General features: G+C 61.6%; 12 protein-coding genes and 1 pseudogene. 6 read left to right on the forward strand and 7 right to left on the reverse strand.

Annotation, left to right across the window (positions count from 1 at the left end; all coding sequences use genetic code 11):
• Positions 1–21: 21 nt before the first annotated feature.
• Together AC0NIE_RS14980 and AC0NIE_RS14985 are read left to right on the forward strand one after the other, a co-directional pair.
• Positions 22–1,017: a sterol desaturase family protein gene (locus tag AC0NIE_RS14980; protein ID WP_473485619.1), complete on the forward strand. Its 996-nt coding sequence runs from the start codon at positions 22–24 to the stop codon at positions 1,015–1,017.
• On the forward strand, positions 1,014–2,144 hold the full coding sequence (locus AC0NIE_RS14985; RefSeq protein ID WP_473485544.1) for a GNAT family N-acetyltransferase: 1,131 nt from the start codon (positions 1,014–1,016) through the stop codon (positions 2,142–2,144). Before AC0NIE_RS14980 ends, AC0NIE_RS14985 begins: the two co-directional genes overlap by 4 nt.
• A gap of 96 nt (positions 2,145–2,240) precedes the next feature.
• On the opposite strand, the pseudogene AC0NIE_RS14990 reads toward AC0NIE_RS14985, so the two are convergent.
• The 6 genes and pseudogenes from AC0NIE_RS14990 to coxB form a co-directional block, all read right to left on the reverse strand.
• Positions 2,241–3,586: pseudogene (locus tag AC0NIE_RS14990) on the reverse strand (PQQ-dependent sugar dehydrogenase).
• Positions 3,587–3,621: 35 nt separating this feature from the next.
• Positions 3,622–4,707, reverse strand: a complete 1,086-nt coding sequence (locus AC0NIE_RS14995) for a c-type cytochrome (protein ID WP_473485545.1) — start codon at positions 4,705–4,707, stop codon at positions 3,622–3,624.
• A complete protein-coding gene (locus tag AC0NIE_RS15000) occupies positions 4,707–5,330 on the reverse strand; it encodes a cytochrome c oxidase assembly protein (protein WP_473485546.1) in 624 nt (207 codons plus the stop codon). Before AC0NIE_RS15000 ends, AC0NIE_RS14995 begins: the two co-directional genes overlap by 1 nt.
• Positions 5,327–5,707 carry a hypothetical protein gene (locus AC0NIE_RS15005; RefSeq protein WP_192362765.1) on the reverse strand — a complete coding sequence of 127 codons (381 nt, stop codon included), beginning with the start codon at positions 5,705–5,707 and terminating at the stop codon, positions 5,327–5,329. Before AC0NIE_RS15005 ends, AC0NIE_RS15000 begins: the two co-directional genes overlap by 4 nt.
• A 7-nt stretch (positions 5,708–5,714) precedes the next feature.
• Positions 5,715–8,231, reverse strand: coding sequence for a cytochrome c oxidase subunit I (gene ctaD, locus AC0NIE_RS15010; RefSeq protein WP_473485547.1), 2,517 nt, complete (start codon positions 8,229–8,231; stop codon positions 5,715–5,717).
• Positions 8,228–9,205, reverse strand: coding sequence for a cytochrome c oxidase subunit II (gene coxB / locus AC0NIE_RS15015; protein WP_473485548.1), 978 nt, complete (start codon positions 9,203–9,205; stop codon positions 8,228–8,230). Before coxB ends, ctaD begins: the two co-directional genes overlap by 4 nt.
• A 210-nt stretch (positions 9,206–9,415) precedes the next feature.
• Between coxB and AC0NIE_RS15020 the strand changes: the two genes are divergently transcribed.
• Positions 9,416–9,853, forward strand: a complete 438-nt coding sequence (locus AC0NIE_RS15020; RefSeq protein WP_473485549.1) for a DUF2267 domain-containing protein — start codon at positions 9,416–9,418, stop codon at positions 9,851–9,853.
• A 137-nt stretch (positions 9,854–9,990) separates the two neighbouring features.
• On the opposite strand, the gene AC0NIE_RS15025 is transcribed toward AC0NIE_RS15020, so the two are convergent.
• Entirely contained in the window at positions 9,991–10,170 is a 180-nt protein-coding gene (locus tag AC0NIE_RS15025; RefSeq protein ID WP_473485550.1) for a hypothetical protein, read from the reverse strand.
• 393 nt (positions 10,171–10,563) lie between these two features.
• Between AC0NIE_RS15025 and AC0NIE_RS15030 the strand changes: the two genes are divergently transcribed.
• From AC0NIE_RS15030 to AC0NIE_RS15040, 3 genes are read left to right on the forward strand one after another with little or no spacing between them, the layout of a single operon-like run.
• A complete protein-coding gene (locus tag AC0NIE_RS15030; protein WP_473485620.1) occupies positions 10,564–12,513 on the forward strand; it encodes a PrkA family serine protein kinase in 1,950 nt (649 codons plus the stop codon).
• A 19-nt stretch (positions 12,514–12,532) separates the two neighbouring features.
• Positions 12,533–13,840 (forward strand): YeaH/YhbH family protein, encoded by a 1,308-nt coding sequence (locus tag AC0NIE_RS15035; protein ID WP_473485551.1) that lies wholly within the window; start codon positions 12,533–12,535, stop codon positions 13,838–13,840.
• A 10-nt stretch (positions 13,841–13,850) separates the two neighbouring features.
• Complete coding sequence (locus AC0NIE_RS15040; protein ID WP_473485552.1) at positions 13,851–15,419, forward strand: SpoVR family protein; 1,569 nt, start codon at positions 13,851–13,853, stop codon at positions 15,417–15,419.
• Positions 15,420–15,864 lie beyond the last annotated feature (445 nt).

Below are 15,864 nucleotides of genomic sequence, written 5' to 3' on the forward strand. Positions count from 1 at the left end.
GGCCCAGGAGCCACTGCACCGATGTTTTCTGAATTCGCCAGAGTGATTGTGGAAAAGCTTTCGAACGTCAATCTGCTGACGCTCGGCCTGCTTTTGTCCACGGCACTGGGGAGCGCGGTGATCGCTTACTGGCGAACTGTCGAGCATAAATCCCTCAGGGACTTTTTCGATTTCGCTTTCCCGGCGGAAGTCATCCTGCACCCGTCGGCGCGAGCGGATGTTCTATTTTGGGTCACGAAACGGGCGATAATGCCTCTCCTGCTCATCCCTGCCGGCGTCACTTTCGTTGCCGCCGTGGGCTATGGGACACACCAGGCAATCGGCTGGCTCTTTGATATCCAGCCGCCGCTCATCGACGGCTCGGCCGGACCGGTGACGATCGTCATCTTCACCGCAACCATGCTGATCGCCTACGATATTTCGTACTATCTCTACCATGTCGCCCAGCACCACTTCCCGTTCCTGTGGGAATTGCACAAAGTGCATCATTCGGCCGAGGTGATGGTGGGAATCACCAAGGATCGGGTTCATCCGCTGGACGACCTGATGAACCGTATCTGGGATGGCGTCATCCCGGGGATCTGCTTCGGCATCTGGAGCCTGATCGCGCTCGATCCAGTAGAGATCGCTATCTTCGGCATCAACGTCTATGTCATCCGCAACATCCTGATGATGGACTTTGTTCGCCATACCCATTTCAAGATTTCCTTCGGCCCGCTGAACAGCATCATCTTGTGTCCGCACTGGCACCAGGTGCACCACAGCATCGACCCTCGCCACTACGACAAGAATTTTGGCCTGCTGTTTTCGTTCTGGGATCGCCTCTTCGGGACGCAGTTTGTCCCGGATCCGGATGAAGACCTCAAATTTGGCCTGATAGATCGCGATGTGCGCGATTATCAGTCGCTCTTTGGGCTTTACATCCTGCCGCTCAAGAAGATGGGAGGGCATGTCGTCCGACTGTTCCAGAGGCGTCCCGATGTCTTCGCTCAGCCACAGGATCGTTCCCCTTCATGAACACCATTGTTTCGATTGACGCTTCGAGCGCAGAGCGCCTGGAAGTTGTCCGTTCGGCGGATCGCCTGGCTGCGGTCGAAGCCGATTGGATGCATCTTTGGCATCGCACCGATGGGCTGATCTTTCAGAGTCATGCCTGGATTTCGGCATGGTGGAGTACCGTAGCGGACCGTGACCAGCGCGCGCTGCGGATCGGCCTGGTCTGGAACGGTGACAGGCTGGTTGCCGTCGTTCCCCTGACGATCGGCAAGCGCAAAGGCCTGCGGTTTCTCGAATGGGCGGCCAGCAGCTATACCGATTACGGGGATATCCTCGTTGCTCCGGAATGCTCGTTGTCGGCCCTGCAGGACGTATGGGCCCAGATCTGTGACGTCGGTGGCTTCGATATTGCCTTTCTCAATCATCTCTTGCCGGGTGCGGCGGTCCGAAAAATTTTCACTCCGGATACCTCCGGCGGGATCAGGCTTCGCCCCAATCACAGGGAGGAAGTCAGCTATCGCGTCGCTGGACAGTGGGCGAGCGGAGCCGCGTGGTTCGCGGAGCAGTCGAAAAAGGCACGGCAGAACTATCGGCGCGGCGTCAAGACGTTGGAAGAAGCGGGGGGGATAAAATTTCGCCTGCTTGCGTCCGACGAGCCACTGCAGCCGGTACTGGACCGGCTCTCCGCCCTGAAGCGCAGATGGCTGGCGGAGCGCAAGCGTGAATCCCAACTTTTCGAAGAGGGAGCGCCAGTGCTCGCCGCACTCGTCGAGGCGCTGGCGCGCGCCGGTGTGCTGCGCATTTTCGTACTTGAATGCGATGGCGCGATGGTCGCGGTCTCCATCAACTTCGTCCAGCACCACACCATGATGGCGTTCGTGACCACTTTCGATCCGGATTTCAGCCAAGCGTCGCCCGGCATGATCCTGATGATGGACTACATACAGTGGTCGATCGATCACGGCCTGGGCACGGTCGATTTCCTGTGTGGCGCAGAATCGTTCAAGCACAAATTCGCAACGCAGGGCGTTGTCCTGCAATCCGTTCTTGGGACGCGCACGGCGCAAGGCTCGCTCGCTTCTCTTGCCGATCGTATGCGTCAGAGGGTCCGGCATGTACGCGGGCGCGGACTGGTGCCGACATCTTGATTTCGGCTTGATCGGCGCCGGAACACCCGTGTCCGACAGGCATGGCAAGCGGTGTCCTATCGCTTCCCTCATCGGGTCGCCGGCAGCATGAACCGTTCAAAGTGCCGATTGCGTCTGAGATGGAACGACCCGCCAGACCTTGTTGCCGACATCATCCGCCACCAGCAGGGCGCCGCGCCGGTCTATCGCTACCCCCACAGGACGGCCAAAAGCCTTGTTGTCCTCGCTGAGGAAGCCGGTGAGGATGTCCTGAGGCGGACCGGAGGGCCTGCCGCCGGTAAACGGTACGAAAATCACCTTGTAGCCGCTGTGCGGCTTGCGGTTCCACGAGCCATGCTGGCCGACGAAGGCGCCATTCCTGTATTGAGGACCGAACAGGTCGCCCGTGTTGAAGGTCAGTCCCAATGAAGCCGTGTGCGCCCCGAGCGCATACTCCGGCTTGATCGCCTCGGCGACGAGGTCGGGCCGCTGCGGCTTGACGCGATCGTCGACATGCTGGCCAAAATAGCTGTAGGGCCAGCCGTAGAAGCCGCCATCCCGCACCGAAGTCATGTAGTCCGGCACGAGATCGCTGCCGATCTCGTCACGCTCATTGACGGCGACCCAGAGCTCGCCGCTTTCCGGATTCCAGGACAGGCCGTTCGGATTGCGCAGCCCGGAGGCGAAGAGACGCGACTGCTTCGAAGCGAGATCGATTTCCAGCACGGCGGCCCGGTTCTCCTCTTCCTCCAAGCCGTTCTCGCCGACATTGGAATTGGATCCGACGTCGCATAGAGCTTTGTCCCGTCCTGCGAGGCGGTCACGTCCTTGGTCCAGTGGTGGTTCCTCCCCGCCGGCAGGTCGACGATCTTCTCCGCCGGTGCGGTGATCTCGGTCGCGCCCTCTTGGTAGGGAAAGGCCACAATTGCGTTGGCGTTGGCGACATAGAGCTTGCCGTTGAGCAGGGTCATGCCGAATGGCGAGAACAGCCCGGTGAGAAAGGCGGTTTTGGTTTCAGCCACCCCGTCGCCATCCTGATCGCGCAGCAGCGAAATGCGATTGGCGCTATGCGTTCCCGCGCCGGCCTGACTCTGGAAGAAATCTACGAAGAAGCGGCGTATGCTGAAGCCCTCGTCCGGATTGGGCGGCGCATTGCTCTCGGCCACCAGCACGTCGCCGTTTGGCAGCACGTACAGCCAGCGCGGATGGTCGAGCCCGCCGGCAAACTCGTTGACCGCAAATCCTTGGGCCGCCGTCGGCTTCGTGCCCTGCGGCCACGGCGTGGCCTTGGCGACATGGACGGTCGGCAGCCAGGTCGGATTGGGCTCCGGCAGGGTCGGGTTGGTGCCATAGGTCTCCGCGATCGGAACTGTCGCCTCTTCGCGGGATAGGAAGAAGACGGCCCCGCCGGCGACGACAAGAAGAATGATCAGCACGAGAAGGGCGGTAAGCAAGTTTTTCACCAGCACCTCGGAAGGTCGAATGAACGCAAACGCGCTTATCGCGTTCCGGTTGCGGACGGAGCGGCGGATAGGGAGAAGTAGGCCGCAAGCGCACGGACGTCGTCGTCTGTCAGGCCCTTCGCGGCATTGGCCATGAGATGGCCGAAGCGCGTTCCGCCACGCTTTCCCGCCCTGAACAGCCCAAGCTGCGCCTCGATATAGCGCTCCGGCTGGCCGGCAATGGAGGGATAGAGCGGGCTGCGGTCGTGTCCCGCGTGACAGCCGAGACAGGCAGGCACGCCGGCCTCCTTGACACCCCTCTCGGCAATCTCCCTGCCGTGCCGGACAAGTGCTGGATCGCCCCCGCCGCCGGGGTGTATCGTCGGCAGGGCGGCGAAATGCTTTGCCAGGTCCGGCCAGAACTGAGGCTTTGCCTCAGTTGCGGGCAGGCTCATCAACCCGCTTGCCCGGCCTCCCTCGGCATAGGCACGCAGGCTTTCAAGGAGATAGGCCTCGCTCTGCCCGGCGAGAACGGGTATCGCGGGAGCGCGCCCGAGCCCGTCCGCACCGTGGCAGCGGGCGCAATCCGCGAGCGCCTGCCTTAGGGCTCCGGCAGCGCCTGCAGGAGGCGCAAGCCTTTCTCCGTAGGCGAGATCACGATAGATGGCCTCGTCCATCGACGGCAGTTCGCGTAGGAAGGCGACCATCGCCCAGACCTCGTCGTCGCGTTCCTGCGTCGGCCAGGCCGGCATGCCGGTGAAACGCACGCCGTGCTTGACGATGCGGAAAAGCTCCGCGTCGGACCAATCGCCGACGGTCCTGGCAAGGTCAGGCGGCTGCGGCAGCATCCTCATGACGACAGAAGATCGCGGTTCGCCCGGCGCACCGTGACAGATGGCGCAGCCGCGCGCGAAATGTCCGGCGGCCGGCTGTATGGCATGGCGCGGCAGAGTTTCCGGGACATCGACCGCCAAGGCATAGGTGCGCACAGCCGATCGCATGGCGAAATGGAGAAACCATTCCGTGATCTTCCAGTGGCCGCTTGAGGCACCGACATTGAAAAAGCCGATCCAGGCCGCCAGCACCACGACGAAGGGCAGAATGGCAAGCGCGATGGCGAGCTTCTTCCAGCTGATATGCATCAGATCGCCTTCCGCGGCGGGGCGGCGAGCATGCGCGCGAAAAGCATCACGCCGCCAGTCAGGTAGACCGCGGCGCCGAGCAGAAGCATGATTACGCCGCCAAGCTCCTGATCCTGCTGGGCGGAAAGGGCGACGCCGAAGCAGCTTACCTCGCCCGTCCCATAAAGCGGCCTCGGGGTCAGCGCCAGCAGCGCGCCAAGCAAGGTCATATGGATGGACGTGAGAAGCAGGGCGAAAGCGCCGGCGGCATTGCCTGCGGTATCCGAGCCGCGGCGCGGCAGGCAGGCCAGCCACAGGAACAGCCCGGCGGCCAGGAACGTGGCCTGCTCGAAGGCGGTCGCAAACAGCGAGCTTTGGGCCAGCGTCCGCAAGGCCGGCGCGTGCCAGGACCAGACGACGATGAGTTCGACGAGGGAGGCGGGAAGGGCGAGGGTGAACGCCCGGCTTGCATCTGGTGTCGGGCAGAGCGGGATCCCGATCGCCATCAGCGGCGCAGCGATCGCCACCACTCCCATATGCGCCAGCATGTGCGCCGAAAACGAATCCTGCCAGGCGTCGAGCAGCGGTCCGAGCCAGACCAGGGCAAGGACAAAGAGACCGAGGATGAGGCATGCGCGTCTCACCGGATACACTCCGTCAGGAACAACGCGGGCATCGCGGTGAAGATCACGGCGATGAAGCTGAGACCCGAGAGCAGCAGCGTCGCAAAACCCTGGAACAGGGTCCGGTCCCGCCTCGTCGGATCGTCATGCGGCGGATCGTCGGTGCCGAAGCCCCATTGCCGCCAAGCGAGCCATGCGGACAGCGCGATGAGTGAAAGGGCGATCACAGTGGCGGCGGCGATGCCCGCGCGCACAGCGCTGAAACTCAGCCCGACAAGCTCGGGCTTAGCGCAATAGATCGCCGCGCCTATGTAGCAAACGAGGAAATGCGCAACCCACACCACGGGCGCGGTAAACAGCGTCCAGAGCGTTTCGATCTCTCTCGGAATGAGCCGCATCGCCGCCTCACATCGCTGCCGGAAAGAGGCCAATAGTGGCGAAGGTGATGACGGCGGTAATTAGCAGGAAATGCCAGTAGAGCACCACATTGCTTAGATCTATGTCATGCCTCGGCGTCAGTCGGCCGGCCAGCGAGCGTGCTAGGCAGTAGGCCTGCATGACCGTGCCGAGCGCCGCATGGGCGAGCACCCAGATCACGAGGATCCACACGATTGCGGGATAGACGTGGCGCGTCGGGTCCATGCCGGGAGACCACGGCGCGGCCAAGCCTGCGGCGGATGCGGCAACGGTCGTCAGCAGGGACAGCACCAGCAAGCCGCGCACAGCGGCCGTGGCGCCGCGCCTGTTGAACATGCGGGCCGCCACCATCAATCCCCACGCTGCAGCGAACAGGATGGCAGCCGCCAGCGACCAGGCTGCGTCAGGCCCGGCAATCCCCGCGGTGAAGTCGATATGGATCGTCCAGTAGAAGAAATAGCCGAAGACGAGGCTGGCGAAGGCCGTGCCGTCGCCCACTATGGTGATGAACATCGCCCACCAGCCGACCGAATCGGGGCCGGAGGCATAAAGCGGCAGGCTGAGCCCCAGACCGACATCCTTTTCCGGCTTCTCTGGGATTTCTCCGGTGCCCGTCCAGAGCCAGTAGATGACGGCGCAAAAGCAGGTGATTGCGGCCAGCGCCGTCGCGATCCACCAGTGGAAGGTAAGCGCGATGAAGGCGGCCCCGAGCGAGAGGGCCGAGACGATCGTGACATGGGACGTGCCGCCGACCCGCAGCACCTGGATGGGCTCGGCGTCGAGCACGGAGGTGACCAGGCCTTCGCGCCATCCCTCTTCCGCGTCGGGCAGGTAATAGCGGCCGCCATTGACCTTGCGCGCAAGATCCTTCTGGTCCCAGAGGGGGTAGCGGCTGCGCACGATGGGTATCGAGCGGACGCCCCAGTTCTCCTCCGGCTCGGAGATCCATTCCAGCGTGCCGGCGTTCCATGGGTTGAATTCGCCGCGCGGCTCCCTGTGCTTCGGCCTGAGCACGTCGAAGACGACCACCAGCACGCCGGCGGCGAAGATGAAGGCTCCGGCCGTCGAGATCAGGTTCAGCCAGTCCAAGCCGATTTCGGCCGGATAGGTGAAGACGCGCCGGGGCATGCCGCGCAGCCCGCTCAGATGCATCGGAAAGAAGGCGATGTTGAAGCCGCAGAACATCAGCCAGAAGGCGAGCCGCCCGAGACGGGCGGAGAGCTTCTTCGCGTCGATCAGCGGATAGTAGTAATAGAGCCCGGCCACGACCGGGAAAAGCATGCCGCCGATCAGCACATAATGGAGGTGCGCGACGACAAAATACGTGTCGTGCGCCTGCCAGTCGAAAGGTGCGAGCGCCACCATGACGCCCGTCAGGCCACCGATGACGAAGATGGCCAATCCTCCGGTGCCGAACAGCATCGGGGTCGAGAAGATCACCCGGCCGGCCAGCATGGTGGCGATGAAGACGAAGATCTGCACGCCCGTCGGGATCGCCACCGCCTCGGAGGCTGCCGAGAAGAAGGCCAGCGAGATCTGCGGCAGGCCTGTGGCAAACATATGGTGCACCCACAGGCCGAAGGAGAGGAACCCCGTCCCCACTGCCGCGAGCACGATCCAGGAATAACCGACGATCGGACGCTGGGAAAAAGTCGGCACGATCATCGCCATCAGCGCGATCGCCGGCAGGAAGATGATGTAGACTTCCGGATGGCCGAATATCCAGAACAGATGCTGCCACAGCAGCGGGTCGCCCCCGCGCGCTGCGTCGAAGAACGGCCAATCGAACATCCGTTCCATCTCGAAAAGGAGGTCGCCGGCGATTAGCGGCGGGAAGGCGAACAGGATCATTCCGGCAACGATCAGCAGGTACCAGGCGAAGAGCGGCATCAGGTTGATGCGCATGCCCGGCGCGCGGCATTTCATGATGCCGACGATGAGTTCGACGGCGGCCGCGATCGAGGCGACTTCGATGAAGGAAAGGCCGAGCAGCCAGATATCGGCGCCGATGCCGGAGAGCTGCTTGTTGGTGGCGAGCGGCGGATACATGAACCAGCCTGCCGACGGCGCCGCATTGAAGAAGATCGAGCCGCAGACGAAGATACCGCCGAGGAGAAAGCTCCAAAAACTGAACGCCCCGAGGCGCGGGAACGGCATCTCGCGCGCGCCCAGCATCGGCGGCAGCAGGAAGATCGCGACCGCCTCGAAGATCGGCACCGCGAACAGGAACATCATCACCGTGCCATGCAGGGTGAACGCCTGGTTGAAGAAGTCGGCCGACAGGAAGTCGTTGTCGGGCACGGCGAGCTGCAGCCGCATCAGCAGCGCGAGCGCGCCGGCGAACAGCATGAAGGCGAAGGCGGCCGAGCCGTACCAGAGGCCGATCTGGAAATTGTTCACCGAGGTCCAGTAGCGCCAGCCGGCCGGATTGGCCCAGACGGCGCGCAGCCGATCTTCCTGCGCCTTGTATTCCTCCCGCGAACGCTCCTTGATCGCAGCGCTCATTGCAGGCCTCTCAGCCAGGCGGCTATGGCGCGAATGTCGTCCGGCGGCAACATGTCGAAGGCCGGCATCCTGGAGCCGGGCTTGATCAGGTCGGGCCGGGCGATGAAGCGGGCGACGGCGTCTTCGGTGTTGGGCAGGATGCCGGCTCCGACGGTAACGCGGGAACCGAGATGCGAAAGATCCGGGCCGATCAGGCCGCGCGCATCGGTGCCCGCGACGAAATGGCAGGACCCGCAGCCATGGCGCAGGAACAGCGCGCCGCCGCTCGCGCCGGCGCCTTCCGCGGAAATTGCCTGGGCGGCGAGCCAGGACCGGAATGCTTCGGGCTCCATCGCCACGGCCGAGAACGCCATCAGCGCGTGAGACGTGCCGCAATATTCCGTACAGGGCCCGCGGAAGATACCGGGTTTCGTGGCCATGAGCGAAAGCCTGTTGGTGCGGCCGGGGATCATGTCCATCTTGCCGCCGAGCGGTGGGATCCAGAAGGAATGGATCACATCGGCACTTTTCAGGGTCAATTCGACCCGCTCGCCCACCGGCAGCCTGATCTCGTTGGCGGAAGCGACCGGCGGCCGCTGAGATGGGCGGTAGACAACTTCCCACCAGAACTGCCTGCCGGTGACTTCAATCCGCAGGGCGGCGGAGCTCGCCTGCGCGAAGGGCCGAAGGCCAGGCATCAGCCACAGTGCATAGGCGAGCAGGGCACAAAGCGTGACCGATGGGAAAACCACGCCGCCCCAAAGGATGATGCTGCTGGCAGACTTTTCGGCCAGCCTGCGGCGATTGAATAGGGCTGAATGAAGAAGCAGGCCGACCACGCCCAGCCAGATGACGGCGCCGCCGCTTAGCATTACCCAGAACAATAGGGCTATCTGCTGCGCTTCCGCTCCCGCGGGCTCAAGTACCGACCGAGCGCCGGCATAGCCGCTCGCGAGCAATAATGACGCAGCGGACAGGCTGAAATATTGACCCATTTCCAACCCCTCCGCCGTAAACCGGCGAGAGGGGCGGAAGGTTCCGGGCAACTGAGCTTTCGAACCAAGCTGCATTCGCCGCTGCTCTTTGGGCAATTTTTCAACGCGTGACGAAACAATTGCGCTCGATCCCCGTTTGCCCGTCATAGCGAGTGTTGGGGAGAATGTTGGGGGCGGGTGTTGGGATCGCCCATGCCAAAGGAGGCGACGATGAGCGCAACCGGCTTGGAAGTTTTTGACAAAACCCTGCAGACGACAAACATCTGGCTGGACGAGATCATGGCCGACCACGGGCCCGATAGGCGCGTTGCCTGGCACATGCTGGGAGCCGTTTTACGCACCTTGCGGGATTGGCTGCAGATCGAACTGGCTGCCAATTTGGGAGCGGAACTGCCGCTTCTCGTGCGCGGAGCCTACTATGATCGGTATAGGCCGCGTGATCTGCCGGCCACCAGCCGTTCATTGGAGGAATTCCTGCAGCGGGTGGCCGAGGAGATGAAATCCACTCGACCCGTGAATCCCGAGGATGCGACGAGATCCGTTTTCAAGGTACTCGCCAGGCATGTCGACCTCGGCCAGTCGGCCAAGGTGCGGGACGCGTTGCCGAAGCAGATCCGGGCGCTTTGGCCCGAAAGTGTTGGAGTCTAAAGCGCGTCGCGTTCGACCGGCCTCATGCGACGCGCTTTAGGTTTTTTTCATGCATGTCGTTGTCGCAAAACCGCTGCACACTTTTGCGTGACATGCATTGGCGGCAGCAAGATAAAGTCGGGCTGCCGATACGGTTCTCAGCTGCCTCCGCCCGGCCGGTCTTTCTCCTCGCGATACAGTCGCTCAGTGGCCCGATCGCTTTCTCTGCGCTCTGCAGGCCCCCGATGGCGCCACGTGAGGAGGGCGTAGGCGATCAGGATTGCCAGCAGTAGCGGGCCGCCAGCAACGACGATCAACCACATACTGTTCTCGAACATGGAACATCTCCTTTCCCTCATTACCGAGAAGGAGCGAAACCGTTGCTCCCTCCCGGTGCAGGGGTGGACAGCGCGGCGTCGATACCTTCACCGAATGACCCGTGCGCCGCCAATTCAACTGCTGGGCGCAGGCGGCATGGTTCATTCCTCCAGAAAAACAGCTTGTTCACAGCGGGCTGTTGCACTCGGCAAGCGCTGATGGAAGAATGGACATCCCTCGGAAACGTTCCATTGTGCGAGCCATTCGCTGGCTGGCTTCCAGGCGTTCACTATATCTGTCTGGACCCCTAACATCCGGTCGCAGACGCACTACGTGATGATAGGGAACCACAAAGGCTTTCCGACAGTTGAATGAAGGGCGACAGCAACCAGACCGGCCGGGGCGAGGATACCATGCGTGAGAATCAGTCCGACGTCTTCGATCTGTTTTCGGAGATTTACACGAATGTGGCGCAGGAGGAGATAAGCATCCAGCAATATCTCCTTGCCTGCCGCGAGGATAAATCGATGTATGCCTCGGCGCCCGAACGGATGGTCGAGGCGATCGGCGAGCCCACCCTGGTCGACACCAGCATGGATGAGCGGCTCGGCCGCATTTTCGCCAACAGGACAATCAAGATTTATCCCACCTTCTCCGAGTTTTATGGCATGGAGGACACGATCGAGCGCATAGCCGGCTATTTCCGCTATGCCTCTCAAGGGCTCGAGGAACGCAAGCAGATCCTCTACCTGCTTGGCCCTGTCGGCGGCGGTAAGTCCTCGCTCGCCGAACGGCTGAAGAAGCTGATGGAGCAGCGTCCAATCTATACGCTGAAGGTGGGCGGCCAGATCAGCCCGGTTTTCGAATCGCCGCTCGGGCTTTTCAATCCTGACCGCATGGGCGACCTTTTGGAGGACAAATACGGCATCGCGCGGCGCCGGCTGAACGGCCTGATCTCGCCGTGGGCGGCCAAGCGTCTCGATGAACTGTCCGGCGACATCTCCAAGTTCAGCGTCGTGAAGCTGATGCCTTCGCGGCTGCGCCAGATCGGCATCGCCAAGACCGAGCCGGGCGATGAGAACAACCAGGACGTTTCGGCCCTGGTCGGCAAGGTCGACATACGACAACTCGAGCATTTCAGCCAATCCGATCCGGACGCCTATTCCTACAGCGGCGGCCTGAACCGGACCACGCAAGGGTTGCTTGAGTTCGTCGAGATGTTCAAGGCGCCGATCAAGGTCCTCCATCCGTTGCTGACCGCTACCCAGGAAGGCAGCTACAACGGTACGGAAAACTTCGGATCTTTCCCTTATCAGGGCATCGTCGTAGCCCATTCCAACGAGTCGGAATGGCTGCAGTTCAAGAACAACAAGAACAACGAGGCGTTCCTCGACCGTATCCTGGTGGTCAAGGTGCCGTACTGCCTGCAGGTCACCGAAGAAAGGCAGATCTACGAAAAGCTGCTGCGCGAAAGCGAGTTGGCTTCCAGTCCCTGTGCACCGGAGGTGCTGGACATTCTCAGCCGGTTCACGGTCTCGACCCGTCTGGCCGAGCACGACAATTCGCCGCTTTACACGAAGATGCGCGTTTATGACGGCGAGAACCTCAAGGACATAGATCCCAAGGCGAAGTCGGTTCAGGAATACCGCGATGCCGCTGGAGTCGACGAGGGCATGACCGGCGTCAGCACACGCTTTGCTTTCAAGATCCTGTCGCAGACATTCAACTACGACACCAAGGAAGTGGCCGCCGATCCTGTGCATCTGATGTACATTCTGGAGGAGGCTATCAAGCGCGAGCAGTTCCCGAAGGAAACGGAAGCCGCCTATCTCGACTTCATAAAATCGGAACTGGCGACGCGTTATGCCGAGTTCATCGGACACGAGATTCAGAAGGCCTATCTGGAATCCTACAGCGAATACGGCCAGAATCTGTTCGACCGCTACATCGCCTACGCCGATGCCTGGATCGAGGATCAGGACTACAAAGACCCCGATACAGGCCAGATCCTCAACCGCGAGGTGCTGGACAACGAATTGTCGCAAGTCGAAAAGCCGGCCGGCATTGCCAATCCCAAGGACTTCCGCAACGAGGTCGTGAAGTTCACGTTGCGCGCCCGGGCGAGGAACCATGGCCGCAACCCGTCATGGACAAGCTATGAAAAGCTGCGCGAAGTCATCGAGAAGCGGATGTTCGGCCAAGTCGAGGATCTGCTCCCGGTGATCAGCTTCGGCTCCAAGCAGGACAGCGTAACGGAGAAGCGGCATACCGAGTTCGTGCATCGGATGGTCGGACGCGGTTACACCGAACGTCAGGTCCGCCGGCTGGTGGACTGGTACATGCGGGTGAACAAGGCGGGCTGAGTCCGGCCGGGATGGTTTCATGCCGATCTTTGTCGATCGCCGACTGAACCCGAAGGACAAGAGCCTCGGCAACCGCCAGCGCTTCCTGAAGCGTGCGCGCGAAGAGCTGAAGCGAAGCATCCGGGATCGGATCCGTATCGGCAAGATCGCCGATGTCGATAGCGAGCACGCCGTCTCCATGCCGGCGAGGGGCACAGCAGAGCCGAGCTTCAGCGATGCGAAGGACAGCGGCAGGCGGCAGCACATCCTGCCGGGCAACAAGCATTTCGCCCCGGGCGACCGGGTTCCCAAGCCCGGCCAGGGCGGCGGCGGCTCGTCTCCGGGGAAAACGGTCTCGGAAGACGATTTTCGTTTCGTGCTCTCACGCGAGGAGGTGCTCGACCTCTTTTTCGAGGATCTCGAACTTCCCGACATGGTCAAGCTCAACCTCAAGGAGATACTTGCCTTTAAGCCGCGCCGGGCCGGATTCGCCGCGACCGGTTCCCCGACCAATATCAATGTCGGGCGCACGATGCGACACAGCCATGGTCGCCGGATTGCGCTCAGGCGTCCTAGGCGCGAGGAACTTGATGCGATTGAGAAGGAACTCGCAATCCTGGAGGCAGAGCCCCAGAGCGCGGCGGCACACCAGCGCATTACAGCGTTGCGGGAAGAGCTTGAGCGACTTGAGCGCCGCCGCAAGCGGATCGCCTATGTCGACCCCGTCGACATCCGCTTCAACCGTTTCGACGCCCAGCCTGTGCCGAATGCCAATGCGGTCATGTTCTGTCTCATGGACGTATCCGGCTCGATGGGCGAACGCGAGAAGGATCTGGCCAAGCGCTTCTTCGTGCTGTTGCACCTCTTCCTGAAACGGCGCTACGACCGCACCGAAATCGTCTTCATCCGCCATACGCACGAGGCGCAGGAGGTGGACGAGGAGACCTTCTTCTACAATACCCAAAGCGGCGGTACGGTCGTTTCCACGGCACTCGAGGAGATGCATCGCATCATCGCGCAACGCTATCCCTCCAACGAGTGGAACATCTATGCCGCCCAGGCATCGGACGGCGACAATTTCGTAACCGATTCCGAGCGCTGCATCGGTCTCATGGACGGCCAGATCATGCGCCTGTGCCAGTATTTCGCCTATGTCGAGATCATCGACGAACGCGAGAGCCATATTTTCGGCAGCACCGACAATGGGACCTCGCTCTGGCGCGCCTACAGCGCTGTCAACCAGAGATGGCCGAATTTCCAGATGAGCCGTATCGCCAACGCAGCCGACATCTATCCGGTCTTTCGCCAGCTCTTTGCCAGGCAGCCGGCCTTCCAGAAAAGTGCTTGAGGGGGAACTGATGGCGAACCAGGCCAGCAAATCCAGCCAAACCAGCAAATCCGGTTTGCTCTTTTCAGGGTCCGACTGGGATTTCAAGACACTGTCGCGCGCCTACGAAGCAATCGAGGCGATCGCGATCGAAGAGCTTCACCTCGACGTCTATCCGGTGCAGATGGAGATCATCTCGTCCCAGCAGATGCTCGACGCCTATTCCTCGGTCGGCATGCCGCTGATGTATCGCCACTGGTCTTTCGGCAAGCATTTCCTCTACCAGGAATTGCTCTATCGCAAAGGCGGGCGGGGGCTCGCCTATGAACTGGTCATCAATTCCAATCCTTGCATCGTCTACCTGATGGAGGAAAACACCATGGCCCTGCAGGCCCTGGTGACAGCTCATGCAGCGCTTGGCCATAATCATTTCTTCAAGAACAATCATCTGTTCCGGCAGTGGACGGACGCCAGCGCGATCCTGAGCTATCTCGATTTCGCCAAGGGTTACATTGCCCGTTGCGAGGAGCGGCACGGTGTGGCCGCGGTGGAGGCGATCCTCGACTCGGCCCACGCGCTGATGGAACAGGGCGTGTTCAGATACCATCGGCCGCCGAAGCTGTCGTCGGAGCGGCAGCGTGAAGGCGTTCGCGAGCGCCTGGAGTACGAAGAGCGTTCCTACAATGACCTGTGGCGTACGCTCCCGCGTTCGAAGGACGGGACCAAGGCCAGCGAAACGGACCTCGGCATGGCGGAGCGGAAGAAAACGCTCAACCTGCCCGAGGAAAACCTGCTCTACTTCCTGGAAAAAAACAGCCTGGTCCTGGAGCCTTGGCAACGTGAAATCATCAGGATCGTCCGCGTCATCGCGCAATACTTCTATCCGCAGCGGCAAACGCAGGTGATGAACGAAGGTTGCGCCACGTTTGTGCACTACACACTCATGAACATGCTGTTCGATCGCGGTCTGATCAGCGAAGGCGCGATGCTGGAAATCCTGCGCAACCATTCGAACGTGATCTTTCAGCCGGGCTTCGACGACCCGCGTTTTTCCGGCATCAATCCCTATGCCCTGGGCCTCGACATGATGCAGGACATCCAGCGCATATCGACTGAGCCGACCGCCGAGGATCGTGACTGGTTCCCCGATATCGCCGGCAACGGCAATTGGCGCGAAACCCTGCTCTACGCATGGGCGAACCATCGCGACGAATCTTTCATCCGCCAGTATCTGAGCCCCGCTCTGATGCGGAAGTGGCGGTTCTTTATCCTCGCCGATGCCGCCAGCGAACCGCATTACGAAGTTGCGTCGATACACAATGAGCGTGGCTACGAAAAAATACGCGCCGGGCTCGCCCAAAGCTACGACATCGGCGCGAGCCGGCCGGATATCCAGGTGGTGGATGTCGATCTGCTCGGCGACCGACAGTTGCGACTGGAGCACAAGGTGAAGGACGGCATCGTGCTGGAGGAGGCCAGTCGCGACGCCACACTGCGCCATATCCGTCGCCTGTGGGGCTATGAGGTCAGCCTGGCGGCGATCGATGCGCAAACGGGCGGGACGCTCAACGAACGTTCGACCAGCCAAATCGGGGAATGACCAAAACCGGGATGGCCGGCGACGGCGTCGTTCTACAGCCGATCGCTGCGAGGCCGTCTCGCCATGCGTCAGCCCAGCCTCTCGTGATCAGGCTTGCTGTGGGTCCGATGCTCTGGCCGTAGGACCGGGGAAGGTCGGTTCCGTGGGAATCTCGGGTGGTGTATCGGGAGGAATTTCGACGGGCTGCCTTTCCGGGCTGGGAACGGGATCAGGCGAAGGCGGAGGAACGCCCGGAGGCTCATTCGGCGGAGTTTCCGGCGGAGCTGGCGGCCGGGCAGGCTCGGGATTGGGATTATCCGGTATCGGCACGGGATTGTTCGGATCAGGATCAGGATCGGTCATGTCCGTTTCCTTGAGGAGGATCACCTGGGATGACAACCATCGTGCCTAACGATGGTTCCCTGCCGTCACGGACGTGGCCATTTTGGTGAAGGCCGAATGGCAC

The sequence above is a fragment of the Mesorhizobium sp. WSM4842 genome (genome assembly GCF_055901575.1).

What these genes read in the sequence shown, in the direction of transcription:
- AC0NIE_RS14980 (WP_473485619.1), top strand. Translation starts at nt 22, where the DNA reads ATGTTTTCTGAATTCGCCAGAGTGATTGTGGAAAAGCTTTCGAACGTC.
- AC0NIE_RS14985 (WP_473485544.1), top strand. Translation starts at nt 1,014, where the DNA reads ATGAACACCATTGTTTCGATTGACGCTTCGAGCGCAGAGCGCCTGGAA.
- AC0NIE_RS14995 (WP_473485545.1), bottom strand. Translation starts at nt 4,707, where the DNA reads ATGCATATCAGCTGGAAGAAGCTCGCCATCGCGCTTGCCATTCTGCCC.
- AC0NIE_RS15005 (WP_192362765.1), bottom strand. Translation starts at nt 5,707, where the DNA reads ATGCGGCTCATTCCGAGAGAGATCGAAACGCTCTGGACGCTGTTTACC.
- ctaD (WP_473485547.1), bottom strand. Translation starts at nt 8,231, where the DNA reads ATGAGCGCTGCGATCAAGGAGCGTTCGCGGGAGGAATACAAGGCGCAG.
- coxB (WP_473485548.1), bottom strand. Translation starts at nt 9,205, where the DNA reads ATGGGTCAATATTTCAGCCTGTCCGCTGCGTCATTATTGCTCGCGAGC.
- AC0NIE_RS15020 (WP_473485549.1), top strand. Translation starts at nt 9,416, where the DNA reads ATGAGCGCAACCGGCTTGGAAGTTTTTGACAAAACCCTGCAGACGACA.
- AC0NIE_RS15025 (WP_473485550.1), bottom strand. Translation starts at nt 10,170, where the DNA reads ATGTTCGAGAACAGTATGTGGTTGATCGTCGTTGCTGGCGGCCCGCTA.
- AC0NIE_RS15030 (WP_473485620.1), top strand. Translation starts at nt 10,564, where the DNA reads ATGCGTGAGAATCAGTCCGACGTCTTCGATCTGTTTTCGGAGATTTAC.
- AC0NIE_RS15035 (WP_473485551.1), top strand. Translation starts at nt 12,533, where the DNA reads ATGCCGATCTTTGTCGATCGCCGACTGAACCCGAAGGACAAGAGCCTC.
- AC0NIE_RS15040 (WP_473485552.1), top strand. Translation starts at nt 13,851, where the DNA reads ATGGCGAACCAGGCCAGCAAATCCAGCCAAACCAGCAAATCCGGTTTG.